Annotated in this window: 21 protein-coding genes; 13 read left to right on the top strand and 8 right to left on the bottom strand. The window is 63.6% G+C overall.

The window, feature by feature from the left end; translation table 11 throughout:
- The first annotated feature begins 50 nt into the window (after positions 1 to 50).
- The 3 genes from AC0J42_RS30555 (at position 51) to cfaB (ending at position 4,082) form a co-directional block, all read left to right on the top strand.
- Positions 51 to 818 (top strand): DeoR/GlpR family DNA-binding transcription regulator, encoded by a 768-nt coding sequence (locus tag AC0J42_RS30555; RefSeq protein ID WP_416421638.1) that lies wholly within the window; start codon positions 51 to 53, stop codon positions 816 to 818.
- A gap of 11 nt (positions 819 to 829) precedes the next feature.
- Entirely contained in the window at positions 830 to 2,665 is a 1,836-nt protein-coding gene (gene glmS, locus AC0J42_RS30550; protein ID WP_473004947.1) for a glutamine--fructose-6-phosphate transaminase (isomerizing), read from the top strand.
- Positions 2,666 to 2,897: 232 nt separating this feature from the next.
- Complete coding sequence (gene cfaB, locus AC0J42_RS30545; RefSeq protein ID WP_416421636.1) at positions 2,898 to 4,082, top strand: C17 cyclopropane fatty acid synthase CfaB; 1,185 nt, start codon at positions 2,898 to 2,900, stop codon at positions 4,080 to 4,082.
- Positions 4,083 to 4,098: 16 nt separating this feature from the next.
- On the opposite strand, the gene cls is transcribed toward cfaB, so the two are convergent.
- Positions 4,099 to 5,538 carry a cardiolipin synthase gene (cls, locus tag AC0J42_RS30540; RefSeq protein ID WP_473004946.1) on the bottom strand — a complete coding sequence of 480 codons (1,440 nt, stop codon included), beginning with the start codon at positions 5,536 to 5,538 and terminating at the stop codon, positions 4,099 to 4,101.
- Between the two features lie 146 nt (positions 5,539 to 5,684).
- Here cls and AC0J42_RS30535 point away from each other — a divergent pair, with 146 nt between their 5' ends.
- The 3 genes from AC0J42_RS30535 to zigA all read left to right on the top strand — a co-directional run bounded on the left by AC0J42_RS30535 (position 5,685) and on the right by zigA (position 9,019).
- Entirely contained in the window at positions 5,685 to 6,212 is a 528-nt protein-coding gene (locus AC0J42_RS30535) for a DUF3617 domain-containing protein (RefSeq protein ID WP_473004945.1), read from the top strand.
- Positions 6,213 to 6,467: 255 nt separating this feature from the next.
- The gene (locus AC0J42_RS30530; protein WP_473004944.1) at positions 6,468 to 7,712 is read left to right on the top strand and encodes an N-acetylmuramoyl-L-alanine amidase; all 1,245 of its coding nucleotides are present in this window, start codon (positions 6,468 to 6,470) and stop codon (positions 7,710 to 7,712) included.
- 101 nt (positions 7,713 to 7,813) lie between these two features.
- On the top strand, positions 7,814 to 9,019 hold the full coding sequence (gene zigA / locus AC0J42_RS30525; protein WP_473004943.1) for a zinc metallochaperone GTPase ZigA: 1,206 nt from the start codon (positions 7,814 to 7,816) through the stop codon (positions 9,017 to 9,019).
- On the opposite strand, the gene AC0J42_RS30520 is transcribed toward zigA, so the two are convergent.
- Positions 9,020 to 9,373 carry an NADH:ubiquinone oxidoreductase gene (locus tag AC0J42_RS30520; protein ID WP_416421631.1) on the bottom strand — a complete coding sequence of 118 codons (354 nt, stop codon included), beginning with the start codon at positions 9,371 to 9,373 and terminating at the stop codon, positions 9,020 to 9,022. It abuts the gene before it with no gap.
- 28 nt (positions 9,374 to 9,401) lie between these two features.
- Here AC0J42_RS30520 and AC0J42_RS30515 point away from each other — a divergent pair, with 28 nt between their 5' ends.
- Positions 9,402 to 10,352, top strand: coding sequence for a CobW family GTP-binding protein (locus tag AC0J42_RS30515; protein WP_473006922.1), 951 nt, complete (start codon positions 9,402 to 9,404; stop codon positions 10,350 to 10,352).
- 36 nt (positions 10,353 to 10,388) lie between these two features.
- Here AC0J42_RS30515 and AC0J42_RS30510 read toward each other — a convergent pair whose 3' ends face one another.
- Positions 10,389 to 10,778 carry a DUF3301 domain-containing protein gene (locus AC0J42_RS30510; RefSeq protein ID WP_416421630.1) on the bottom strand — a complete coding sequence of 130 codons (390 nt, stop codon included), beginning with the start codon at positions 10,776 to 10,778 and terminating at the stop codon, positions 10,389 to 10,391.
- Positions 10,779 to 10,895: 117 nt separating this feature from the next.
- Here AC0J42_RS30510 and pdxY point away from each other — a divergent pair, with 117 nt between their 5' ends.
- Positions 10,896 to 11,768 (top strand): pyridoxal kinase PdxY, encoded by an 873-nt coding sequence (pdxY, locus tag AC0J42_RS30505; RefSeq protein ID WP_473004942.1) that lies wholly within the window; start codon positions 10,896 to 10,898, stop codon positions 11,766 to 11,768.
- Here the strand turns inward: pdxY and AC0J42_RS30500 are convergent.
- Positions 11,765 to 12,250 (bottom strand): acyl-CoA thioesterase, encoded by a 486-nt coding sequence (locus tag AC0J42_RS30500; RefSeq protein ID WP_416421628.1) that lies wholly within the window; start codon positions 12,248 to 12,250, stop codon positions 11,765 to 11,767. The two genes, pdxY and AC0J42_RS30500, sit on opposite strands and share 4 nt — an antisense overlap.
- A gap of 239 nt (positions 12,251 to 12,489) precedes the next feature.
- On the opposite strand from AC0J42_RS30500, the gene AC0J42_RS30495 reads away from it, so the two are divergent.
- The gene (locus AC0J42_RS30495; protein WP_473004941.1) at positions 12,490 to 14,247 is read left to right on the top strand and encodes a cation:proton antiporter; all 1,758 of its coding nucleotides are present in this window, start codon (positions 12,490 to 12,492) and stop codon (positions 14,245 to 14,247) included.
- Positions 14,248 to 14,349: 102 nt separating this feature from the next.
- Here AC0J42_RS30495 and AC0J42_RS30490 read toward each other — a convergent pair whose 3' ends face one another.
- The 3 genes from AC0J42_RS30490 to uvrD all read right to left on the bottom strand — a co-directional run bounded on the left by AC0J42_RS30490 (position 14,350) and on the right by uvrD (position 18,097).
- The gene (locus AC0J42_RS30490; RefSeq protein ID WP_416421626.1) at positions 14,350 to 14,757 is read right to left on the bottom strand and encodes an SMI1/KNR4 family protein; all 408 of its coding nucleotides are present in this window, start codon (positions 14,755 to 14,757) and stop codon (positions 14,350 to 14,352) included.
- A 119-nt stretch (positions 14,758 to 14,876) separates the two neighbouring features.
- Entirely contained in the window at positions 14,877 to 15,725 is an 849-nt protein-coding gene (locus tag AC0J42_RS30485; RefSeq protein WP_416421625.1) for a Tim44 domain-containing protein, read from the bottom strand.
- A 188-nt stretch (positions 15,726 to 15,913) separates the two neighbouring features.
- A complete protein-coding gene (gene uvrD, locus AC0J42_RS30480; RefSeq protein WP_416421624.1) occupies positions 15,914 to 18,097 on the bottom strand; it encodes a DNA helicase II in 2,184 nt (727 codons plus the stop codon).
- Positions 18,098 to 18,258: 161 nt separating this feature from the next.
- On the opposite strand from uvrD, the gene AC0J42_RS30475 reads away from it, so the two are divergent.
- From AC0J42_RS30475 to AC0J42_RS30465, 3 genes are all read left to right on the top strand, one after another.
- Entirely contained in the window at positions 18,259 to 21,156 is a 2,898-nt protein-coding gene (locus AC0J42_RS30475) for an EAL domain-containing protein (protein WP_473004940.1), read from the top strand.
- Between the two features lie 88 nt (positions 21,157 to 21,244).
- On the top strand, positions 21,245 to 22,111 hold the full coding sequence (hexR, locus tag AC0J42_RS30470; protein WP_416421622.1) for a transcriptional regulator HexR: 867 nt from the start codon (positions 21,245 to 21,247) through the stop codon (positions 22,109 to 22,111).
- Positions 22,112 to 22,351: 240 nt separating this feature from the next.
- Positions 22,352 to 22,570, top strand: coding sequence for a PA3496 family putative envelope integrity protein (locus AC0J42_RS30465; protein WP_473004939.1), 219 nt, complete (start codon positions 22,352 to 22,354; stop codon positions 22,568 to 22,570).
- Here AC0J42_RS30465 and AC0J42_RS30460 read toward each other — a convergent pair.
- On the bottom strand, positions 22,512 to 23,474 hold the full coding sequence (locus AC0J42_RS30460; RefSeq protein WP_473004938.1) for a LysR family transcriptional regulator: 963 nt from the start codon (positions 23,472 to 23,474) through the stop codon (positions 22,512 to 22,514). The genes AC0J42_RS30465 and AC0J42_RS30460 overlap by 59 nt on opposite strands.
- A gap of 186 nt (positions 23,475 to 23,660) precedes the next feature.
- Between AC0J42_RS30460 and AC0J42_RS30455 the strand changes: the two genes are divergently transcribed.
- Entirely contained in the window at positions 23,661 to 25,076 is a 1,416-nt protein-coding gene (locus tag AC0J42_RS30455; protein ID WP_473004937.1) for an acetyl-CoA carboxylase biotin carboxylase subunit, read from the top strand.
- Position 25,077: the final 1 nt, after the last annotated feature.

The following is a 25,077-nucleotide window of genomic DNA, read 5'->3' as shown; positions in this document are numbered from 1 at the left end:
TAGGTTTTGATTGCTTCCGTTATCTTTCGAATCGAAACTTAAAAGCCACCATGTCGAAACGCAACACGCCCCAGCGCCGCCACAACATTCTTGCCTTGCTCAATGAACAGGGCGAGGTGAGCGTCGACGCCTTGGCCCGTCGCTTCGAAACTTCCGAAGTCACCATTCGCAAGGATCTGGCCGCCCTGGAAACCAATGGGCTGCTGCTGCGCCGCTATGGCGGGGCGGTGCCGGTGCCGCAGGAAATGATGACCGAGAGCGCCCAAAGCGTTTCTATCCACAAGCAGGCCATCGCCCGTGCGGCTGTGGACAAGATTCGCGAGCATGCGCGCATCATCATCGACAGCGGCAGCACCACCGCCGCCATGATCCCCGAGCTTGGCCACCAGCCCGGCCTGGTGGTGATGACCAACTCGTTGCACGTGGCCAACGCCCTCAGCGAACTGGAGCACGAGCCGGTGCTGTTGATGACCGGCGGCACCTGGGACCCGCACTCGGAATCCTTCCAGGGCCAGGTCGCCGAGCAGGTGCTGCGTTCCTACGATTTCGACCAGCTGTTCATCGGCGCCGACGGCATTGACCTGGAACGTGGCACCACCACCTTCAATGAACTGCTCGGCTTGAGCCGGGTGATGGCGGACGTGGCGCGTGAAGTGATCGTGATGGTGGAGTCCGATAAGGTCGGCCGCAAGATCCCCAACCTGGAGCTGCCGTGGAGCAGCGTCCATACCCTTATTACCGATGATCGCCTGCCCGTTGCGGCACGCGAACAGATTCAGGCCCGCGGTATCAACCTCATCTGCGCCGCCGCAAGCTAGGAGAACAACCCATGTGTGGAATCGTTGGCGCCATCGCCGAGCGTAATATCACCGCCATCCTGCTCGAAGGCCTGAAGCGCCTGGAGTACCGTGGCTACGACAGTGCCGGCGTGGCGCTGTACACCAACACCGGTTCGCTGCAGCGCCGCCGCCGCGTGGGCAAGGTCGCCGAGCTTGAAGCCGCGCTGGCCGCCGACCCGCTGGCCGGCCAGTTGGGCATTGCCCACACCCGTTGGGCCACCCACGGCGCGCCCAGCGAGCGCAACGCCCACCCGCATTTCTCCAGCGACGACGTGGCGGTGGTGCACAACGGCATCATCGAAAACCACGAGGCGCTGCGCGACCGCCTCAAAGGCATGGGCTATGTGTTCAGCTCGGACACCGACACCGAAGTGATCGCGCACCTGCTGCACCACTACCTCAAGACCCTGCCGGACCTGACCGATGCCCTCAAGGCCACGGTGAAGGAACTGCACGGTGCCTATGGCCTGGCCGCCATCAGCCTGAAACAGCCTGACCGCCTGGTAGCTGCGCGCAGCGGCAGCCCGCTGGTCATCGGCCTGGGCCTGGGGGAAAACTTCCTGGCGTCCGACCAACTGGCCCTGCGCCAGGTCACCGACCGCTTCATGTACCTGGAAGAGGGCGATATCGCCGAGATCACTCGCGAAGCCGTGCGCATCTGGAACGCCGATGGCCAGCCAGTGCAGCGCGACACCGTGCAGTACCACGAAGGCGCCGAAGCCGCCGACAAGGGCGAGTTCCGTCACTTCATGCTCAAGGAAATTCACGAGCAACCTAAAGTGGTGCAACGCACCCTGGAAGGCCGCCTGGGCCAGGAGCAGGTGTTGGTGCAAGCGTTCGGCCCGCAAGCTGCCGAGTTGTTTGCCAAGGTGCGCAACGTGCAGATCGTCGCCTGTGGCACCAGCTACCACGCCGGCATGGTTGCACGTTACTGGATCGAAGGCCTGGCCGGCATTCCCTGCCAGGTGGAAGTGGCCAGCGAGTTCCGCTACCGCCGCGTGGTGGTGCAGCCTGACACCCTGTTCGTGTCCATCTCGCAGTCCGGTGAAACCGCTGACACCCTGGCCGCGCTGCGCAACGCCAAGGAGCTGGGTTTCCTCGGCAGCCTGGCCATCTGCAACGTCGGCATCAGCTCGCTGGTGCGTGAGTCGGACCTGACCCTGCTGACCCAGGCCGGCCCGGAAATCGGCGTGGCTTCCACCAAGGCCTTCACCACCCAGCTGGTGGCGCTGATGCTGCTGACCCTGTCCCTGGGCCAGGTGCGTGGCACCCTGGAAGCCGGCGTCGAAGCCGAGCTGGTAGAAGAGCTGCGCCGCCTGCCAACCCGCCTGGGTGAAGCCCTGGCCATGGACAGCACGGTGGAGAAGGTTGCCCAGCTGTTCGCCGAGAAACACCACACGCTGTTCCTGGGGCGTGGCGCACAGTTCCCGGTAGCGATGGAAGGCGCGCTCAAGCTCAAGGAAATCTCCTACATCCACGCCGAAGCCTACCCGGCAGGCGAGCTGAAGCACGGCCCGCTGGCGCTGGTGGACAAGGACATGCCGATCGTCACCGTGGCGCCGAACAACGAACTGCTGGAGAAGCTCAAGTCCAACCTGCAGGAAGTGCGCGCCCGCGGCGGTGAGCTGATCGTCTTCGCCGACGCCCAGGCCGAGTTCCGCGACGGGCCTGGCACCCACGTGATCGCCATGCCGCACATCCTCGATGCGCTGGCGCCGATTCTCTACACCATTCCGCTGCAGCTGCTGTCGTACTACGTAGCCGTGCTGAAAGGCACCGACGTCGACCAGCCACGCAACCTGGCGAAATCGGTCACCGTGGAATAACTGCATTCCCCGTAGCAGCGGCCGCCAGGCCGCGTCCCCAGGCGACGCGAATTGTGGTGCCAGGGACGCGGCCTGGCGGCCGCTGCTACAGGTGGCTCGAAACAAAGTGTAACGTAAGAAAACCTACCAAAATCCGCAGCATGGTCTAAGACCATAGTAGTGAACCCCATGACAGCGCCAAATTCTGGACTACCCTAATTTCAGAGAAGTCTGACTTAGGGGGGTTAAACACATGCTCGCGCAATTACCACCGGCCTTACAGAATCTTCAGCTCCCGCTGCGCCTGAGACTCTGGGATGGTCATGAGTTCAACCTGGGCCCCGCGCCCAGTGTCACTATCGTGGTGAAAGACCCACAGCTGGTGACTCAGTTCACTCACCCGAGCCTTGATCTCCTGGGTACTGCCTTCGTCGAGGGCAAGCTGGAAATGGAAGGTTCGATCGGTGAGGTAATCCGGGTATGTGACGAGCTTAGCCAAGCCCTGGTGGATGACGATGACGGCGACCAGCCGATTCGCACCGTCCACGACAAGGACACCGACGCCGCTGCCATCTCCTACCACTACGACCTGTCCAACGAGTTCTACCAGCTGTGGCTGGACGAGGACATGGCCTATTCCTGTGCTTATTTCCAGACCGGTACCGAGACCCTGGAGCAGGCCCAGCATGCCAAGTTCGAGCACCTGTGCCGTAAGTTGCGCCTGCAGGCCGGCGACTATCTGCTGGACGTGGGTTGTGGCTGGGGCGGCCTGGCACGCTATGCCGCACGCGAATACGGCGCCAAGGTATTCGGCATTACCCTGAGCAAGGAACAACTGAAGCTGGCGCGCGAGCGGGTCAAGGCCGAGGGCCTCGACCACCTGGTGGAGCTGCAGTTGCTGGACTACCGCGACCTGCCGCAGGACGGCCGCTTCGACAAGGTGGTCAGTGTGGGCATGTTCGAGCACGTTGGCCACGCCAACCTGCAGGTCTACTGCGAGCGCCTGTTCGGCGCCGTGCGCGAAGGCGGCCTGGTGATGAACCACGGCATCACCGCCAAGCACACTGATGGCCGGCCGGTCGGGCGTGGGGCAGGGGAGTTCATCGAGCGCTACGTGTTTCCCCATGGCGAGCTGCCGCACATGGCCATGATGTCGGCGCGCATCAGCGAGGCTGGTTTCGAGGTGGTGGACGTGGAGAGCCTGCGCCTGCACTACGCCAAGACGCTGGACTTCTGGAGCAAGCGCCTGGAGGCCAATCTCGACAAGGCGGCCGCCATGGTGCCGGAGCAGGCACTGCGCATCTGGCGCCTGTACCTGGCCGGCTGCTCTTATGCGTTTGCTCGTGGCTGGATCAACATTCACCAGATCCTCTCGGTGAAAGCCTATTCCGATGGTACCCATGGCCTGCCATGGACCCGTGAGGATCTGTACCGCTGACCCCTGGGCGTGCGCATCACAGGATGGGTGAAATCAACCTGGCGATGCGCATGCCCAGCTTCTGCAGTTGGTGCGTATGGCGGCTGTCTTCCACGGTGATCTCTCGTGACAGGGCAAAGTCCGCCTCAAGCATCTCCGCCACCTGGCCTGCGAACGCGCTGTCCACCGTCAGCAGCATGATTTCGAAATTCAGCCGGAACGAGCGGTTGTCCATGTTGGCACTGCCGATGGCGCTGATCTCGTTGTCCACCAGCACCACCTTCTGGTGCAGGAAGCCTGGCCCGTAGCGGAACATGCGCACACCGGCGCGCACTGCCTCGAAGGCGAACAGGCTGGAGGCGGCGTACACCACCTTATGGTCCGGGCGCGACGGCAGCAGGATGCGCACGTCCACCCCGCGCAGCACCGCCAGGCGCAGGGCGGCGAACACCGCCTCGTCGGGAATGTAGTAGGGGCTGGTGATCCACACCCGCTCGGTCGCGGCATGGATGGCTTCGACGAAGAACAGCGAGCAGGTTTCCTGTGGGTCCGCGGGGCCGCTGGCCAGCACCTGGCACAGCACGCCGCCGTCTTCATAGGTGTCGGGCAGGATCAAAGGTGGCAGTTTGCGCGAGGCCCAGAACCAGTCTTCGGCGAAGGACTCCTGCAGGCAAGCCACCACCGGGCCGGTGATACGGATGTGGGTATCGCGCCACGGCGACAGCTTGGGGTTGCCGCCCAGGTACTCGTCCCCGACGTTATGGCCACCGATGAACCCCACCACGCCATCCACCACGACAATCTTGCGGTGGTTGCGGAAGTTCACCTGGAAGCGATTGAGCCAGCCACTGCGGGTGGCGAACGCACGGATCTTCACGCCGCCCTTGCGCAGGACGTCGCTGTATTCGTGGGGCAGGGCGTGGCTGCCGACGCTGTCGTACAGCACATACACTTTCACACCCTGAGCGGCTTTCTCCAGCAACAGCGCCTGTAGCTCGCGGCCGATCTGGTCGTCGTGGATGATGAAGAATTGCACCAACACCACTTCACGCGCCTCGCGAATGGCGGCGAAGATGGCCTCGAAGGTGGCCTTGCCGTTGACCAGCAGGCTGACCTGGTTGTTGGCCAGGCACGGCATGCGTCCCAGCTTGGGCATGGCCCGCAGCGATGCGTAGGAACTGGAGTTGCGCGCGGTCAGTGCTTCCTCCACCCAGGGCCGCCAGTCCAAGTCGGCAATGGCCTTGTGCATTTCCCGATTGGCCTGGCGGCGCGCTTCAATATAGGCGTCGAAGGTGCTGCGGCCAAACACCAGGTAGGGGATCAGGGTCAGATAGGGCACGAAGACCAGTGACAGTGCCCAGGCGATCGAGCCCTGCGCGGTGCGGACGGTGAACACCGCATGAATGGCGGCGATGACGCCGAGCAGGTGGATCAGGCCAAACAGGTAGCCAAAAAACCAGGGGCTGTGATAATCCATGCGCAGCGATGCTCCCGAATGCGTTGTGCTTAACAGACCACGTTCAGCCCGGGTTGTCTCGAAATAATTCAGCATGCAACGCAATCGGCAAACCCGCATCCAAGTATCATCAGCCAGCCAAGAGTGGCCCACCCCAGGAGTTATCCATGAAGATTCGTTTGCCGGCCGTGGCTTTGGCCCTGTGTCTGTCGGCGCCCCTCGTGCAGGCGCAAATGCTTCAACCAGGCTTGTGGGAGCTGACCACCAGCAACATGCAGGTGGACGGCAGCGCCTTGCCTGACCTCAACGTGATGCTGGGGCAGATGCAGATGCTGGCGCCGGAACAGAAAGCCATGGTCGAGCAGGCCATGGCCAAGCAGGGCATCAGCGTGGGCGGCAAGGGCATTCGCAGCTGCCTGACCCAAGCACAGGTGCAGTCCGACAACATCCCGCTGCAGGACCCGCAGTCGGGCTGCACCCAGCAGATCACCGCCCGCCATGGCAACGTCTGGGACTTCCGCTTCAACTGCCCCAAGGCCCAGGGCAGTGGCCAGGCCACCTTCCTCAGCCAGCGTGAGTTTCTGACCAAGGTCAGCGGCACGTTCAACGCTACCGGCACCCAGCAGAAAGGCAGCATGGAAACCCGCGCCGTATGGCTGGGCAACGACTGCGGCACCGTCCGCCCCCGCCCCTGACCCGTAGCAGCTGCCGAAGGCTGCGTCCGCGCCAGGGCTGCCAACCGAGGCGCCTGGGACGCGGCCTGGCGGCCGCTGCTACAGCGTTCCACGTGGAACACTCAGATGTAGAAAATTTCATAATCTGCAATGCAAGCCCGGTTTAGAGTCGCCACCATGCGGACCCTGTGCCTGCGCTATTTCATCTTGGGCGACATTCCGCGTGTTATATTATAACGATGCGAAAATTGTAACTTCCTTTGATGAAGATCCGCCATGCATAGACGCCAACTGCTCACCTTCATCCTGGCCAGCACGACGCTGGCACTGCCACTTGGCGCCTCCGCGGCGCTGGTGCGCGACGCACGCTTGTGGCGCAGCAACGACAAGCTGCGCGTAGTGTTCGACTTGAGCGGTCCGGTGCAATTCAAGACCTTTACCTTGCAGGCCCCCGACCGCCTCATCGTCGACGTGGCCGGCGCCCAGCTCAGCGGCGATCTGGGCCACTTGAACCTGGCTGGCACCAGCGTGCGGGCCATTCGTTCCGGGCCGTTCGGCCACGGCGACACCCGCATCGTCTTTGACCTCAGCGCGCCCATGCAGGCTAACGCGTTCCTGTTGGGCCCGCAGGCGGGCCAGGGCCACCGGCTGGTGCTGGACCTGATTCAGGGCAACCATGTTGCCGCGCCGGCGGTGCTGGCCAGCGCACCGGCACCCGAGCCTGAGCCGGTCGAGGCGCCGAAGGCTGTGGCCAGCCGTGGCCCGCACCCCAAGCGTGACATCGTGGTGGTGGTCGACCCTGGCCACGGTGGCAAGGACCCGGGTGCCATCGGCGGCAAGGGCGAGCGCGAGAAAGACGTGGTGCTGTCCATCGCCCAGTTGCTGGCGCGCCGCCTCAAGCGCGAGAACGGCTACACCGTGCACCTGGTGCGCAACGACGACTTCTATGTGCCGCTGCGCAAACGCGTCGACTTCGCGCGCCAGCGCAACGCCGACATGTTCATCTCGGTACACGCCGATGCGGCGCCGCGCCTGACCGCGTCGGGTGCCTCGGTATTCGCCCTGTCCGAAAACGGTGCCACCTCGGCCACCGCACGCATGATGGCCGACCGCGAGAACGGCGCGGACCTGATCGGCGCCGCCAGCCTGCTCAACCTCAAGGACAAGGACCCGATGCTGGCCAACGTGATCATCGACATGTCGATGAACGCCACCATCGCCGCCAGCCTGCAACTGGGCCACACGGTGCTGGGCAGCCTGGCCGACATCACCACCCTGCACCAGAACCGCGTGGAGCAGGCCGGCTTCGCGGTGCTGAAGTCACCGGACGTGCCGTCCATCCTGGTGGAGACCGGCTTCATCTCCAACGCCAGCGACGCCCAGCGCCTGGTGACCGCGCGCCACCAGCAGGCTGTAGCCGACCGGCTGTTCGCCGGCATCAACACCTACTTCCAGAAAAACCCACCCAGCGACTCCTTCATTGCCTGGAAACAGGAGCAGAACGCCCAGCGCATCGTCTGAAGAGACAATCGGTATTGGCTATCCTGCAATGTTATACTATAACATTGCAGGATAGCCTGGCAGTTCATTCCACAAGACCAGGCGCCTTGAGGAATCGAACCATGCCCCATCGTCTTCCCGTCACCGTGCTGTCAGGCTTCCTGGGCGCGGGCAAGAGCACCTTGCTCAACCACGTGCTGCGCAACCGCGACAACCTGCGCGTGGCCGTCATCGTCAACGACATGAGCGAGATCAACATCGACGGCACCGAGGTGCAGCGTGATGTGAGCCTCAACCGCGCCGAAGAAAAGCTGGTGGAAATGAGCAACGGCTGCATCTGCTGCACCCTGCGCGAAGACCTGCTGGAAGAAGTGGCGCGCCTGGCCGACGAGGGCCGTTTCGATTACCTGCTGATTGAGTCCACCGGCATCTCCGAACCGCTGCCGGTGGCCGAGACCTTTACCTTTCGGGATGAACAGGGCCGCAGCCTGGCCGACCTGGCGCGCCTGGACACCATGGTCACGGTAGTGGACGGGGTGAATTTCCTGCGCGACTACGAGGCCGCCGAAAGCCTGGCCAGCCGCGGCGAGACCCTGGGCGAGGAAGACGAGCGGGCCATCACCGACCTGTTGATCGAGCAGGTGGAGTTCGCCGACGTCATCCTCATCAGCAAGATCGACCTGATCAGCAGCGCCGACCGTGATGAGTTGATGGCCATCCTCAAGCGTCTCAATGCCCAGGCGCAGATCCTGCCCATGGTGATGGGCCAGGTGCCGCTGGAGCGGATCCTCGACACCGGGCTGTTCGACTTCGAGCGCGCCAGCCAGGCGCCGGGCTGGCTGAAAGAGTTGCGCGGCGAGCACGTGCCGGAGAGTGATGAGTACGGCATCAGCTCGGGGGCCTACCGCGCGCGCCGGCCGTTCCACCCGCAGCGCTTCTACGACTGGCTCAACAGCCCGTGGCAGAACGGCAAGCTGCTGCGTTCCAAGGGCTTCTTCTGGCTGGCCAGCAAACCCCAGGAGGCGGGCAGCTGGTCCCAGGCCGGCGGCCTGGTGCGCCATGGCTTCGCCGGGCGCTGGTGGCGTTTCGTGCCCAAGGCCCACTGGCCCCAGGACGCCGAGAGCACCGCATCGATCATGGCCCATTGGCAGGCTGACAGCGGCGACTGCCGCCAGGAGTTGGTGTTCATTGGCCAGGGCGTGGACTTCGCCCGCCTGAACGCCGAGCTGGACCAGTGCCTGCTCAGCGAAGCGGAAATGGCCCTGGGCGCTGGCGCCTGGGAACAGCTGCCCGACCCCTTCGGCCCCTGGCACGAAGACGCGGCCTGATCAGGGCTTGAGCCAGGTGCCCTGGCTCTTCTGCTCGCAGAACGGTTCCAGGTAGGCGGCGTCGCTGGCCACGCCGTAATAGTGGATATCCTGGCGATAGGGCATATTGTCCACATGGGCGTCGCTGCACACGCCAAACGCACCTGCCGGGCACTGGTCGACGAACTGCACCTCGACCTTTTGCCCTGGCAGGTTCGGCTCGCAGAAACCATCGTGAAACATCTTTTCCGGTATGTTGCGGTTCTGCTGGCATACCTTCACGTCGAGCCGTTCGGCATGGCTGTGCACCACGCAGGCCTGGGCCCAGACCTGACTGCTGGCAAGGCTTAGCGCCAGCACACCCCAAAGACGCATCCACTACCTCCATTCAAGAAAACCAATGATGCTTGAGAACATACCTACTCACGTCATCGCCGGGCCCCTGGGTGCCGGCAAGACCAGCCTGATCCGCCAGCTGATGGCACAGCGCCCTGCAGGGGAGCGCTGGGCGGTGTTGATCAACGAGTTCGGCGAGGTCGGCCTGGACGCCGCGTTGTTGAGCACCGCGGACGATGGTATCGCACTGGGCGAGGTGGCGGGAGGCTGCCTGTGCTGCGTCAATGGCGCGCCGTTCCAGGTGGGCCTTGCCCGGCTGCTGCGCAAGGCCAAGCCTCACCGGCTGTTCATCGAACCCTCGGGCCTGGGCCATCCGCTGCAACTGCTGGCGCAGCTGCGCGAGGCGCCATGGCGCGGGGTGCTGGCCGTGCAACCACCGATCATGGTGTTGGACGGCCAGGCGCTGGCCTGTGGACAACTTCTTCCGGAGGCCCAGCAGCAGGCGCTGGGTAGCATGGGTTTGGTGGTTGTGAATAAGTCGGCTAGACTGGCTGTGGAAAAAATAATGTGGATAAAATCGCAACTTATTGATATTCCAATATATTTTACAGAGGCTGGATACCTCCCAATTGGTGAATTGAGAACAGTCGAGGCGCTTCCAGGGGCTGTGGATAAACTGCCGAAAGCGGCTGTGGAGCCGGTTTTTCTGTGGATAGACCCGCATGTGCCGATCAGGGCTGTGCATAACGGCGAAGGGGGCTGGAGCATGGGCTGGCGCTGGCATCCGGACCGGGTGTTCGATGCGCGGAAGCTGGATATGTGGTTATCCACAATGGCCTGGCGGCGGGCGAAAGGAGTTGTGCACAGCGACCGTGGGTGGCTGTCATTCAACGCTGTGGATAAAAATGTGCCGGAATGGCGCGCCAGCGAGTGGCGCAAGGATTCGCGCGTGGAGTTGATCTTCGATCATGCGCAGGATGAACAGGCCTTGGAGCAAGGCCTGAGGCAATGCCTGTAGCAGCGGCCGCAAGGCCGCGTCACAGCTACCGGCAGCTCAAGGCCGCCAGCGCTTGTGCTCCTGCCGCCACTGGTCCATCTCGATGACCTCGGCGGTGGGCTGGGTCTTGATCTCGAACGGGTAGGGCGCCAGTTCGATCTGCACCGCGTGCCCGCCGAACTGGGTGATGGTGCCGGGGTGACGCTGCTCGCCGGTCACGGTGAATTCAAAGTTATACACACGGGCAAAACGGCGACGGCCGTTGGCATCGCGCACGAAGCCGAAGCGCTTGAAGGCCACGTTCTCGTCGAGCAATTCCAGGTCCAGCTTGGCGCAATGCTGCTTGACCCGTTCCAGTGCCCGCTCGCGCAGGCCATGGTTATGCCACAGCCAGGCCGCGCCTGCGCCCAGCACCATCAGCACAAACAGATTTCCGAGGGTAAACATCGAGGAATGCTCCAACTAGGTGTGCCCAGCTTAACTGCGACGTCGGTCTGTCGTACAGACGGTATTTGGCGCCATACTGCGCCCCTCGAAAATCAGATACCGCTGCGGGATATTTGCATGAAACGTACTCCACACCTGCTCGCCATCCAGTCGCACGTGGTGTTTGGCCATGCCGGTAACGGCGCCGCGGTGTTCCCCATGCAACGCGTGGGGGTCAACGTATGGCCACTGAACACCGTGCAGTTCTCCAATCACACTCAGTATGGCCAGTGGGCCGGAGAAGTGTTGGCGCCAGCGCAAATTCCGGCATTGGTGGAAGGGATTGCGACGATTGGTGAGCTGGGCAACTGTGATGCCGTGCTCAGCGGCTACCTGGGCAGCGCTGCCCAGGGCCGGGCGATCCTGGAAGTGGTGCGCAAGGTCAAGGCAGCCAACCCCAACGCCTTGTACCTGTGTGACCCGGTCATGGGCCACCCGGAGAAGGGCTGCATCGTGCCTGCCGAGGTCAGCGAGTTCCTGCTCGACGAAGCGGTGGCCGTGGCTGACCTGGTGTGCCCTAACCAGCTTGAGCTGAATACCTTCTGTGGCCGCCTGGCGCAGTCGCTGGAAGATTGCGTGGGCATGGCCCGCTCGCTGTTGGAACGCGGCCCCAAGGCCGTGGTGGTCAAGCACTTGGCCTACCCCGGCAAGGCCGCCGAAGAGTTCGAGATGCTGCTGGTCACTGCCGAAGGCAGCTGGCACCTGCGCCGGCCACTGCTGGCCTTCCCGCGCCAGCCGGTAGGGGTGGGTGACCTGACGTCGGGGTTGTTCCTGGCGCGCCTGCTGCTGGGCGACAGCAAGGTGGCGGCGTTCGAGTTCGCCGCTGCGGCCGTGCATGAGGTGTTGCTGGAAACCCAGGCCTGCGCCAGCTACGAACTCGAGCTGGTGCGGGCCCAGGACCGCATCGTGCACCCACGGCTGCGCTTCGAGGCGCAGCGTTTGGCGTATTAAAGCCCGTCGTCCTTGATGTCCTGGTAGCGCTTTTCCAGTTCCTGGCGGATCTGGCGGCGCTGCTGGGCCTGCACGAAGCGACGTTTCTCTTCGCTGGTCTGCGGCTCCAGGCGCGGCACCTGGGCAGGCTTGCGCTGGTCGTCGACGGCCACCATGGTGAAGAAGCAGCTGTTGGTGTGGCGCACCGAGCGTTCACGGATGTTCTCGGTGACCACCTTGATGCCCACCTCCATGGAGGTATTGCCGGTGTAGTTCACCGACGCCAGGAACGTCACCAGCTCGCCGACGTGAATCGGCTCGCGGAAGATCACCTGGTCCACCGACAGGGTCACCACGTAGCGGCCGGCATAGCGGCTGGCGCAGGCGTAGGCGACTTCGTCGAGGTACTTGAGCAAGGTGCCGCCGTGCACATTGCCTGAAAAGTTGGCCATGTCCGGGGTCATCAGAACAGTCATCGACAACTGGGCGTTTCCGGGTTCCATAGTGCGCTCACGGTAATGTTGCTGTAGTTAAGGGGCGCCACCTATGTTGGTGCTTACCCGCTGGGGCAAAAAATCCCACTCTTCCGGGACGTTGGTCGCCGGCTGGACGTCACAGCCCGCGTGGCCTGGAGGCTGCCAGGCGAACGGATCTGTTTCCACTTGTTGCACCGGCATTTCCGCAGGTTTCGCGATGTTAACCTCAGACTTGAGATGTTACACCGTGAAAAGGAGCCGGGCCCATGCATGCCATCAGTTTCATCCAGGATCTGGCCGTGATCATGCTGATTGCCGGCGTGGTCACGGTAATTTTCCACCGGCTGCGACAACCCGTGGTGCTGGGCTACATCGTCGCCGGCTTCGTCATCGGCCCGCACACCCCGCCGTTTGGGTTGATCCACGACGAAGACACCATCAAGACCCTGGCCGAGCTGGGGGTCATCTTCCTGATGTTCTGCCTGGGCCTGGAATTCAGCCTGCGCAAGTTGTTCAAAGTCGGGGCTACCGCGTTCATCGCCGCCTTCCTGGAAATCGTGCTGATGATCTGGATCGGCTACGAGATTGGCCGCTGGTTTGAATGGAGCGCCATGGACTCGCTGTTCCTGGGTGCCATCCTGGCGATTTCGTCCACCACCATCATCGTCAAAGCGCTGAACGACCTGAAGATGAAGAACCAGCGCTTCGCGCAGTTGATCTTCGGCGTGCTCATCGTCGAGGACATCCTGGGCATCGGCATCATCGCGCTGCTGTCGGGCATAGCGGTCAGCGGTTCGGTCAGCTCCGGCGAAGTGTTCTCCACGGTCGGCAAGCTGTCGCTGTTCATGATCGTGGCGCTGGTGGTGGGCATCCTGCTGGTGCCCCGGCTGCTGGCCTACGTGGCGAAGTTCGAAAGCAACGAGATGCTGCTGGTGACGGTCCTGGGGCTGTGTTTCGGCTTCTGCCTGCTGGTGGTGAAGCTGGAATACAGCATGGTGCTGGGCGCCTTCCTGATCGGCGCGATCATGGCCGAGTCCCGGCAGCTGTTGAAGATCGAGCGGCTGATAGAGCCGATCCGCGACATGTTCAGCGCTATCTTCTTTGTCGCCATCGGCCTGATGATCGACCCCGCGATCCTAGTGCAGTACGCCTGGCCGATCGCCGTCATCACCATCGCCGTGGTGCTGGGCAAGATGATTTCCTGCGGCCTGGGGGCCTTCATCGCCGGCAACGACGGTCGCACCTCGTTGCGGGTAGGCATGGGGCTGTCACAGATTGGCGAGTTCTCTTTCATTATCGCCGCCCTGGGCATGACCCTGCAGGTGACCAGCGATTTCCTCTACCCGGTGGCGGTCGCCGTCTCGGCGCTGACCACGTTATCCACGCCTTACCTGATCCGCGCCGCCGACCCGCTGTCGGAGAAACTCGCCGGCTGGGTGCCAGTGCGCATGGCGCGGGTGTTCGGCCTCTATGGCGAATGGCTGCGCAGCATTCAGCCGCAGGGGCAGGGCGCGCTGCTGGCGACGTTGATACGGCGCATCCTGCTGCAGGTGGGGGTGAACCTGGCGCTGGTGATGGGTATTTTCTTCAGCGCAGCCTATTTCGCCGAGCCTATCTCCGTGCACCTGCAGGCGTGGGTAAGCGAGGCGCGCTGGCACAACGCGTTGATCTGGGGCGCGGCACTGCTGCTGTCCCTGGCGTTCCTGATTGCGGCGTATCGCAAGCTCAAGGCGCTGTCGATGTTGCTGGCGGAAATGGGAGTGAAGCCGGAGATGGCGGGCAGGCACACCGAGCGGGTGCGGCGGGTGATCGCCGAGGTGATCCCGCTGGTGTCGCTGCTGGTGATTTTCCTGCTGCTGGCAGCGTTGTCGGCCAGCATCCTGCCCACCAGCGAGCTGCTGGTGGTGGTGGGCCTGGTGGCCGCGGCGGTGGCGGCGGTGCTATGGCGCTGGTTCATACGCGTGCACACGCGCATGCAGGTGGCGTTGCTGGATACCCTGGGCAACAACGCCGATGGCCACTAGCGCTGTAGCCGCTGCCGCCAGGCTGCGCTGGGCTCCGAGTACACTGGATATCTACAGTGGGGCACCGAACCAGCGCAGCCTTCGGCAGCGGCTACAAGGGGATCAGCTTTCCAGCCAGACGTCCCGCGCCCAGTGCCACACCGACTCCCAGCTTTCCTCGGTGACCAGCTCTTCCTCACCGGACCACAGCACCACGGTGCCGTCTTCCTCGACGCAGTAGTAGTCGTCACCGTCCTGGCAGATAGGGATCAGGTCGCGCGGCACGCCGGCGTCCCAGGCGTTTGCCGCCACTTCCGGCAGGTAGGTGTGGGACTGCGGGTCGGTGACGGTCACGGGCTCGAGGCTGCCGTAGACGACGTCGCTGACGGTCAACAGGAATTCCTTGAAGACGAACGGGATGTTGATGAACAGCTGTTCTTCAACCTCGACCAGTTGGTCCTCATCGGGCAACTCGAGTGGAACGGGTACCGGTTCATTGGCTTCCCGGAGTTGTTCGATCACTTCTTCCACGATGTATTTCCTCTCAACGAATTGCGCGGTGCGGTTTATACATTAGCTGGATATTTTCGCAATGTTAAAAATGAAAAACCCCGGCCTGGGCCGGGGTTCGGGCGTGCAATACCGGTGGATCAGCCGTTCTGGCGAATCCCGGCAATCAGCCAAGGCTGGTTGTCGCCCTGCGGACGTTCCATGTTCCAGCTTTCGCTGAACACTTCGCCTTGGTCAAAGCGCGAGGTCTTGGACACGCCGCTGAAGGTCAGGGTGGCGATGGTCTTGTCGGCGCGGTCGTCCACGCCATCGAGCTGCACCTGCAGGTTGTCGATGATGGTGGACTGGAAGCCGTCGCCCAGGCTGGCGCGTTCCTGACGCAGGAACTGCAGCATCTGCGGGGTGACGAACTCGGCGATCTTGTCCATCTCGTTGGCGTCCCAGTGCTGCTGCAGCGCTTCGAAGTGGCTGCGGGCGGCGTTCAGGAAGCTCTGCTCGTTGAACCAGGCCGGGGCGTGGATGACCGGGCGAACCGGCTGGCCACCCGAGCTGCCGAAGATCGGCTGGGCAGGCTGCTCGAAGGCTTCACGCTGGAACGGTGCGCCAGCCGGAGCCAGGTGCTCCTGCTGCTTGCGCCGACGGGCGGCGATGAAGCGGAAGATCACGAAGGCGATAACCGCCATGATCAGGATGTCGAAGATCTGCATGCCCTGGAAGCCGCCACCCATGAACATGGAGGCCAGCAGGCCGCCGGCGGCGATGCCGGCCAGTGGGCCCAGCCATTTCGAAGCGCCACCGGCGGCAGGGGCTGCACGCCCGGCCATGCCGGCGGCGCCTGCACCGGCAGCGCCGGAGGAAGAAGGGGTGACCGACTGGTGCGTCGGCGCATTGCCGAACGACTTGCCGCCGCCAAAGCGCTTGGCGTGAGCGTCGATACTCATCGTCAGGCCGATGCACAGCGCCAGGGCGATGCTCAGAAAACGTTGCATAAGGGAATTCCCGTTGTGGATTGCACTGAGGCCATGTTGCACAGATGGGCAGGCCATGGCCAGTGACATAGTGTTTCGAGCTTTTACAGGGGGAAACAATCACGCGTGATGTGGGGTGCCCGCTGACGCGGCCTGCGGCCGCTGCTACAAAGACCGTAGCAGCGGCCGCAGGCCGCGTCAGGAAAGGATCACAGCGCTTCGAGCTTGGCGTAGCCGAGCATCAGCCACTTGCTGCCTTCGGCAAAGTTGACCTGCACCCGGGCCTGGGCGCCGGAGCCCTCGAAGTTGAGGATCACCCCTTCGCCGAACACCGAGTGTGCCACGCGCTGGCCCAGCGTGAATTCGGTCTGCGGAATGCTGGCGCCGCCGAACAGGCTGCTGGAGTTCTGCTTCTGGCCCGAGCCGAACGGGCGGCTGACGCTGTTGGACAGCCGCACTTCCTGGATCAGCCCGCCGGGAATTTCGCGCACGAAACGCGAGACCTTGTTGTAGGTCTCGCTGCCGTACAGGCGGCGGGTCTCGGCGTAGGTCATCACCAGCTGCTGCATGGCGCGGGTGATGCCCACGTAGGCCAGGCGGCGTTCCTCTTCAAGGCGGCCGGGCTCTTCCAGGCTCATCTTGTGCGGGAACAGGCCTTCTTCCATGCCCACCAGGAACACGTGGGGGAACTCCAGGCCCTTGGCGCTGTGCAGGGTCATCAACTGCACGCTGTCTTCGTGCTCGTCGGCCTGGGTGTCGCCGGCTTCCAGCGACGCGTGGCCAAGGAACGCCGCCAGGGGCGTCAGCTCCTCGTCCTCCGGGGCGGTCTCGAAGTTGCGCGCGGCGCTGACCAGTTCCTCAAGGTTTTCTACCCGTGCCTGGCCCTTTTCACCTTTTTCTTCCTGGTGATAGATGATCAGCCCCGACTGCTCGATGACGGTCTGGGTCATCAAGTGCAGGGGCATCTCCATGACCTTGGCGGCCAGGTTCTCGATCAGCTCCATGAACGCGCCCAGGGCATTGCCGGCGCGGCCGGTCAGGCCCTTGTTGGCCACCAGCTGGCGCATGGATTCCCACATGGAAATCTCGGCATGACGGGCGTGGTCGCGGATCGCCTCGACGGTCTTCTCGCCGATGCCGCGCGGCGGCACGTTGATGATGCGTTCCAGCGCGGCGTCGTTGCCGCGGCCTTCCAGCACGCGCAGGTAGGCCATGGCGTTCTTGATCTCGGCACGCTCGAAGAAGCGCTGGCCGCCATAGATACGGTATGGGATGCGCTCGCGCAGCAGGGCCTCTTCCAGCACCCGCGACTGGGCGTTGGAGCGGTACAGGATGGCGATGTCGCTGCGCGACATGCCGGTCTTGATCGCCGCTTCGATGGTTTCCACCACGTAGCGCGCTTCGTCGTGTTCGTTGAAGGCTGCGTACAGGCTCAGCGGTTCGCCGTCGCCGCCGTCGGTCCACAGCTCCTTGCCCAGGCGCCCGGTGTTGTTGGCGATCAGGGCGTTGGCAGCCTTGAGGATGCCGGCGGTGGAGCGGTAGTTCTGCTCCAGGCGGATGGTTTCCACATCGGGGAAGTCCGCGGAGTATTGGTGAATGTTCTCGATTTTCGCGCCACGCCAGCCATAGATGGACTGGTCGTCGTCGCCCACCACCATCAGGCTGTCGCCGCCCTGCGCCAGCAGGCGCAACCAGGCGTACTGCACGGCGTTGGTGTCCTGGAACTCGTCCACCAGCAGGTGGCGGAAGCGGCGCTGGTAATGCTGCAGCAGGCCGGGGTGGTCGCGCCACAGGTCCAGGGCGCGCAGCAGCAGCTCGGAGAAGTCGATCACGCCGGCACGGGCGCAGGCCGCTTCGTAAGCCTCGTAGATCGACTTCATGGTGCCCAGGAACAGGTCGCCGCTGGCCTGGATGTGTTGCGGGCGCAGCCCCTCGTCCTTCTGGCCGTTGATGAACCATTGCGCCTGGCGGGCAGGCCAACGCTGTTCGTCCAGGCCCAACTCGCGGATCACCCGCTTGACCAGCCGCTGCTGGTCGTCGCTGTCGAGGATCTGGAAGTTCTGGTTCAGGTTCGCTTCCTGCCAGTGGGCCCGCAGCAGGCGGTGGGCCAGGCCGTGGAAGGTGCCCACCCACATGCCGGCCGGGTTGATGCCCATCAGTTGCTCGATGCGCTGGCGCATCTCGGCTGCGGCCTTGTTGGTGAAGGTCACCGACAGGATGGAGTGCGGGGACGCCTGTTCGACCTGGATCAACCAGGCGATACGGTGCACCAGCACTCGGGTTTTACCGGAACCAGCACCGGCCAGGACCAACTGACGGCCAACCGGGGCCGCTACGGCCTGCCGTTGGGCATCGTTGAGGGAATTCAGCAGAAGGGAGAGGTCATCGCGCATCCGGCCATTTTAGGGTGCTGGACAAGATTGGAGCAAACCCGGCGTTCGAGCGGTCGATAAATAACCTCTTTCATCTGTTTGCGCGGGGGCTGTGGCGGGGCGGCGGGCTTGTGTATGCTCGCTGCACGTTCAGGCTCCGCACATTAATAAGAATATTGCCTATGACACTCGCTTCAGGTCCTGCTTCCACGGAGGGGCAACGGGATATACGCCGCAAATACGCCGCGCAACTGGCGGTCGAGCGCACGCGCCTGCTGTACCAGGGCTCCTTGCTGCCCACCTTGCTGATGCTCGCCAACGGCCTGGTTTGCGCCTGGCTGCTGTGGGAGCCCCAGCACTACGTGCTGGTGAGCGTGTGGCTGGTGTGGCTGACCGCGCTGGTGGCCATGCGGGTCATCCAGGTGGCCGCCTTCGATTCGGCCATTCCCGACCGGCAGTCGCAGCCGGTGTGGCTGCGCATGTTCCTGTTCGGCTCGTTCGTCAGTGGCCTGACCCTGGCTGGCGCCGCCATCCTGCTGGTGCCCACCGACAGCTTCGTCCAGCAAGCCTGGGTGTTCGGGCTGCTGGGGGCGGCCACGCTGTCGGCCAGTGTGGCGTATGCCGTCAGCCTGCCGGCCTTCCTCAGCTTCGCCTTGCCCTGCCTGTTGCCGCCCATCGGCTGCCTGTTCCTGATTGGCAGCGGCGCGCAGCACGGTTGGGGCTGGCTGGGCCTGATCCTGCTGGGGGCGCTGGTGGTGGTGGCCTGGCAGGTCAACCGCCTGATCGAGCGCGGGCTGATTCGCCGCTTCCAGAACCAGGACCTGATCGAAAACCTGCAGCACGCGCAGGCCGCCAGCGCGCGGCTGAACCAGGAACTGGCCCGCGAGGTGGACCAGCGCCGGCGTGCCGAAGGCGAGCTGCGCGAAGCCCAGGCCGGGCTGGAAACCCGCGTGGCCCAGCGCAGCCACGAGCTGGACCTGGCCAACCAGGCGCTGAGCAAGAGCGAGGCGCGCCTGGCGCTGGCGCTGGAGGCCAGCGAACTGGGCCTGTGGGACTGGGACCTGCAGTCCGACGAAGTGCACCATACCCACGTGCAGCAGCTGTTCGGCCTGGACCCGGAGTACGTCACCGCCATGCTCCGCCACCTCAAGCCGCGCCTGCACCCGGAGGATGTGCCACACCTCAAGCGCACCCTGGTGGAACACATGAAGGGCCGCACCGAGGATTACCGCATTGAATACCGCGTGCGTCACAGCGACGGCCGCTGGCGTTGGATCGAAGACCGCGGGCGTGCGGTGGAGCGCGGGGAAACCGGCAAGGTCCTGCGCATGCTCGGCACCCGCCGTGACATCAGCGCCAGCAAGGCCCATGAAGACCAGCAGCGGTTGTCGGCGATGGTGTTCGAGGCGGCCAGCGAAGGCATCATCATTCTCGACAGCGACTATGCCGTGCTGTCGGTGAACGAGGCCTTTATCAAGGTCACCGGTTACTCGCGCGAAGAAGTGCTGGGGCGCAATGTGGTCGAGCTGCCGTGCAGCCGTGACGCGCGCCGGCATCATCGGCAGATCGACGAAGCCCTGCACCAGGCCGGCCAGTGGCAAGGCGAGCTGGTGGAGGCGCGCAAGAACGGCGAGCTGTACCCGCAGTGGCTGCAACTGAGCGTGGTGCGCGACCATCGCGGTAATATCAGCAATGTCATCGCCTTCTGCGCCGACCTGTCCGCCCGGCGCGAGTCTGAGGAGCGCATGCGCTTCCTCACCCATTACGACGAGCTGACCGGCCTTGCCAACCGCGCGCTGTTCCGCGAGCGCCTGCAGGAAGCCAACCAGCGCGTGCGCCAGGGCGGCCGCAGCCTGGCGCTGCTGCACATCAACCTGGACCGCTTCAAGCTGCTCAACGAGACCATGGGCCATGAGGCCGCTGACCAGTTGCTCAAGCAGATGGCGCGGCGCATCAGCAGTGCCCTGCCCGAGGCCGACACCATCGCGCGGCTGTCTGGCGACGAGTTCGCTGTGTTGTTCGACGCCTACGCCAACCTGTCCAGCCTGGCCCGGGTGACCAGCCGGCTGCTGGCCAAGTTGCGCGTGCCGCAGATGATCGAGAACCAGGAATTGGTCGTCAGCGCTTCCATCGGCATCAGCCTGCTGCCCGACAACGCGCGCGACGTCTCGGCGCTGGTGGGCCAGGCGATCATGGCCATGCAACACGCCAAGCACCTGGGCGGCAACAACTTCCAGTTCTACACCGAGAGCCTGCAGGCCAGCACCCTGGAGCGCCTGCAGCTGGAACAGCAACTGCGCAAGGCCATCGACGAGCAGCAGCTGGAGGTCTACTACCAGCCCAAGCTGTGCCTGGCCACCGGCCGCCTCAATGGCGCCGAAGCCTTGGTGCGCTGGCGCCACCCGGCCATGGGCATGATCCCGCCCGGGGACTTCATCGGCCTGGCCGAGGAGACCGGCCTGATCGTGCCCATCGGCGAATGGGTGCTGCGCCAGGCCTGCTGGCAGGCCTGCGAATGGCAGCGCCAGGGCCTGGCGCCCATTCGCGTGTCAGTGAACCTCTCCGTGCACCAGTTGCGCCAGGGCAAGCTGGTCAGCCTGGTGCGCCAGGTGCTCAGCGACACCGGGCTGGCACCGCAATTCCTCGAGTTGGAGCTGACCGAAAGCCAATTGCTGGACAGCGTCGAGCACATCATTGCCACCTTCCACCAGCTGCAGGCCCTGGGGATAAAACTAGCCATCGACGACTTCGGAACCGGCTACTCTTCCCTTAGCTACCTCAAGCGCTTCCCGGTGGATTACGTGAAGATCGACCAGGCGTTCATTCGCGGGTTGGCCGAAGGTAGTGAAGATGCGGCCATCACCCGCGCCATCATTGCCATGGCCCACAGCCTGCAACTGAAAGTGGTGGCTGAAGGTGTTGAAACGCACGAGCAACTTTCGTTTTTGAACGCTCATGGATGTGACGAAATCCAGGGTTACCTGATCAGCAAACCGGTGGAAGCCCAGGCTTTTGGCGGGTTGCTGGAGCAAGACCCGGATTATCGCGGGCAGCTTGGCCAGGTTCATTCGCGAACTTGACTATCGTTTAGCTGGGCGTGTCGCAGGTCATGTAGTATAACTACAAGAAAGCTACATCGGTCTTCCGATCCTGAACGAGTCTCCTCCATTGAACCTGTTGCAACACATCGCCCAGTCTCGCCACCTGTTACGCAAGTCGGAGCTCAAAGTCGCCGACCACGTGCTGCTCGACCCCGCGGCCGTGATGCACAGCTCCATGGCGGACCTTGCCCACAACGTTGGCATCAGCGAGCCGACCATCGTGCGCTTCTGCCGCGCGATCGGCTGCTCGGGCTTCCAGGACCTCAAGCTCAAGCTGGCGCAGAGCCTGGCCGCCGGCGCCAGTTTCGGCCAGTTCGCCATTCATGAAGACGACTCGGTAGCCGACTACAGCCTGAAGATCTTCGACACCACCCTGCACACCCTGATGGAGGTGCGCGAGCACCTCGACCCGCAGGCGCTGCAGCGCGCGGTGACCGCCATGGCCCAGGCCCAGCGCGTCGAGTTCTACGGCTTTGGCGCGTCCGGCGCAGTGGCGGCCGATGCCCAGCACAAGTTTTTCCGCCTGCTGCTGACCGCGGCGGCCTATTCCGACCCGCACATGCAGGCCATGTCGGCCGTGACCCTGAAGCCCGGTGACGTGGCCATCTGCATCTCGCAGTCGGGGCGCTCCAAGGACCTGCTGATCACCGCCAACCTGGTGCGCGAAAGCGGCGCCACGCTGATCACCCTGTGCCCCAGCCAGACGCCGTTGGCCGAGCTATCGACGGTGAACCTGGCCATCGACGTGCACGAAGACACTGAGATCTATACGCCGCTGACCTCGCGCATCGCCCACTTGGTGGTGATCGACGTGCTGGCCATGGGCGTGGCCATGGCGCGTGGCCCGAGCCTGGTCAACCACCTCAAGAGCGTGAAGCGCAGCTTGCGCAGCCTGCGCTTGTCGCCCAAGTCGGTCAAAGCCCTCGACGACTGAAATATCCCGTATCCGCAACTGTCTTGTGGGAGCTGGCTTGCCAGCGAGCTTTTATGGCCCCAACAGCTCGCTGGCAAGCCAGCTCCCACAGGATGTAGACCGGCTATTGCGCGGCGCCTGTGACGCGGCCTGGGGCCGCTGCTACGGGTGCGATTTAACCGAACCGTCATCCCCGCGCCCACAAATCGTAACCGCCCAAGCCCAGTCTGAAGTCCCCGCACTCGAACTGGGAGAGACGCAATGGCTCGTTACTTCGATGGCTCGCAGGACCAAGGCACCAACAAGACCAAGCGCCAGCAGGAAGACCAGCGCCGCATGGAATTCCGCCGCGCAATCGAAAGCTACTCCGAGCAGCGCCGCCTGCTGCAGGAAATCTCTGATTTTCCCGATATGGAATCCATCAACTATTGGCAGGCAACGTCGGCAAACGTCCAGAAAAACGTTCAGCCAGGGCGGTGATCTGCGCCCGTTCCATGCGGATGAACGCCTGAAAGGCCAGTGCCACCGGCGATAGCCGCTTGGCCTTGGCCTGCACGATGCACCAACTGCGATAAAGCGGCAGTTCTTCGACCGGTAGTTCCTTGAGCACCCCCGTGGCCAACTCCATGTTCAACGCATGGCGGGTCAACAGGGCCAGGCCAAGCCCGGCGATGACGCTTTCGCGCTGGGCGTCGGCGTTGGCCACCTCGATGGTCTGGGTGAAGTGCACGCGCTTCTCCTTGAAATACTCCTCGCAGGCCTTGCGCGTGCCCGAGCCCTGCTCGCGCATCAGCAGCGTGTGCGGCTCCAGGTCCTGCAGGCGCAGGCGTTCCAGCTGGCACAGTGGATGATCCGGCGGCGCCACGGCGACGATGGGGTTGTTGAGGAACGGCATGAACTCCAGCCCCATGTCCTGGGGCACCATCGACATGATGATCAGGTCGTCGCGGTTATCCGACAGGCGACGGATGGCCTGTGCACGGTTGCACACGGTCAGGCTAAGGTTGACCTCAGGGTGTTGGCGCTTGAACGCGGCGAACAGGTGCGGCACGAAGTACTTGGCGCTGGATTCCACCGCCAGTTTCAGCTGGCCTTGCAGCGAGCCCTGCATGTCCGACAGCTGCATGTCGAAGCTTTCCAGGCGCCCGAAGATGTCGCGGCTGGCGCGCTGCAACGCTTCGGCTGCCTCGGTCAAATAGAGTTTTTTGCCCACATATTCGAACAATGGCTGGCCAACCAGCTCTTCCAGCTGACGAATTTGCAGGCTGACCGCGGGCTGGGTCAGCGACATTTCCTCTGCAGCGCGGCTGTAAGACCGTAGGTCGCAGACTTCGTTGAAGATCTGAAGTTGCCGTAATGTCATACGCATCAATGACTTACGCATGATGTAGTCCTCGTTGCCGCGCCATGGTCGCCTGACTATAAGGCTTCCTTTATGGCTGACCTAACAAATATTGATTTTTGTTAATTGTTACACGGCGCTACTGTGAAGGTGCGACTGGCCGAGCGGGCCGTGTCATGCGCCGACCGGTTTTGCCGGTCTGTTAGTCAACGGTCGAGGAACATCCAAGTGATAAAAAAGATCCTGATCGCCAACCGTGGTGAAATTGCCGTACGAATCGTGCGTGCCTGCGCCGAGATGGGCATTCGCTCCGTCGCGATCTATTCCGACGCCGATCGCCACGCCCTGCACGTGAAACGTGCCGACGAGGCCCACAGCATTGGCGCCGAGCCGCTGGCCGGTTACCTGAACCCGCGCAAGCTGGTGAACCTGGCGGTGGAAACCGGCTGCGATGCCCTGCACCCCGGTTACGGTTTCCTCTCGGAAAACGCCGAGCTGGCCGACATCTGCGCCGAACGCGGCATCAAATTCATCGGCCCTTCGGCCGAAGTCATCCGCCGCATGGGTGACAAGACCGAAGCCCGCCGCAGCATGATCAAGGCCGGCGTGCCGGTCACCCCGGGCACCGAGGGCAACGTCGCCGACATCGAGGAAGCCCTGGCCGAAGGCGACCGCATCGGTTACCCGGTGATGCTCAAGGCCACTTCCGGTGGCGGCGGCCGTGGTATCCGCCGCTGCAACAGCCGCGAAGAGCTGGAGCAGAACTTCCCCCGCGTGATTTCCGAAGCCACCAAGGCCTTCGGCTCGGCGGAAGTGTTCCTGGAAAAATGCATCGTCAATCCCAAGCACATCGAGGCGCAGATCCTGGGTGACAGCTTCGGCAACGTGGTGCACCTGTTCGAGCGCGACTGCTCGATCCAGCGCCGTAACCAGAAGCTCATCGAGATCGCCCCCAGCCCGCAGCTCACCCCCGAACAGCGTGCCTACATCGGCGACCTGGCCGTGCGCGCCGCCAAGGCCGTGGGCTACGAGAACGCCGGCACCGTGGAGTTCCTGCTCGCCGAGGGCGAGGTGTACTTCATGGAAATGAACACCCGGGTGCAGGTGGAACACACCATCACCGAGGAAATCACCGGCATCGACATCGTCCGCGAGCAGATTCGCGTGGCCTCCGGCCTGCCGTTGTCGGTGAAACAGGAAGACATTCACCACCGTGGCTTCGCGTTGCAGTTCCGCATCAACGCCGAGGACCCGAAGAACAACTTCCTGCCCAGCTTCGGCAAGATCACCCGCTACTACGCCCCCGGCGGCCCGGGCGTGCGCACCGACACGGCGATCTACACCGGCTACACCATCCCGCCGTTCTACGACTCGATGTGCCTGAAACTGGTGGTGTGGGCCCTGACCTGGGAAGAAGCCATGGATCGCGGCCTGCGGGCACTGGACGACATGCGTGTGCAGGGGGTGAAGACCACCGCCGCGTACTACCAGGAAATCCTTCGCAACCCCGAATTCCGTAGCGGCCAGTTCAACACCAGCTTCGTCGAAGCCCACCCTGAACTGACCAACTACTCGATCAAGCGCAAACCCGAAGAGCTGGCCCTGGCCATCGCCGCCGCCATCGCCGCCCACGCAGGCCTGTGAG

Source organism: Pseudomonas sp. Tav-5-1A, assembly GCF_055755055.1.
The sequence above is the reverse complement of the archived record's forward strand: the minus strand, read 5'-3'. Positions and strand labels throughout refer to the sequence as shown.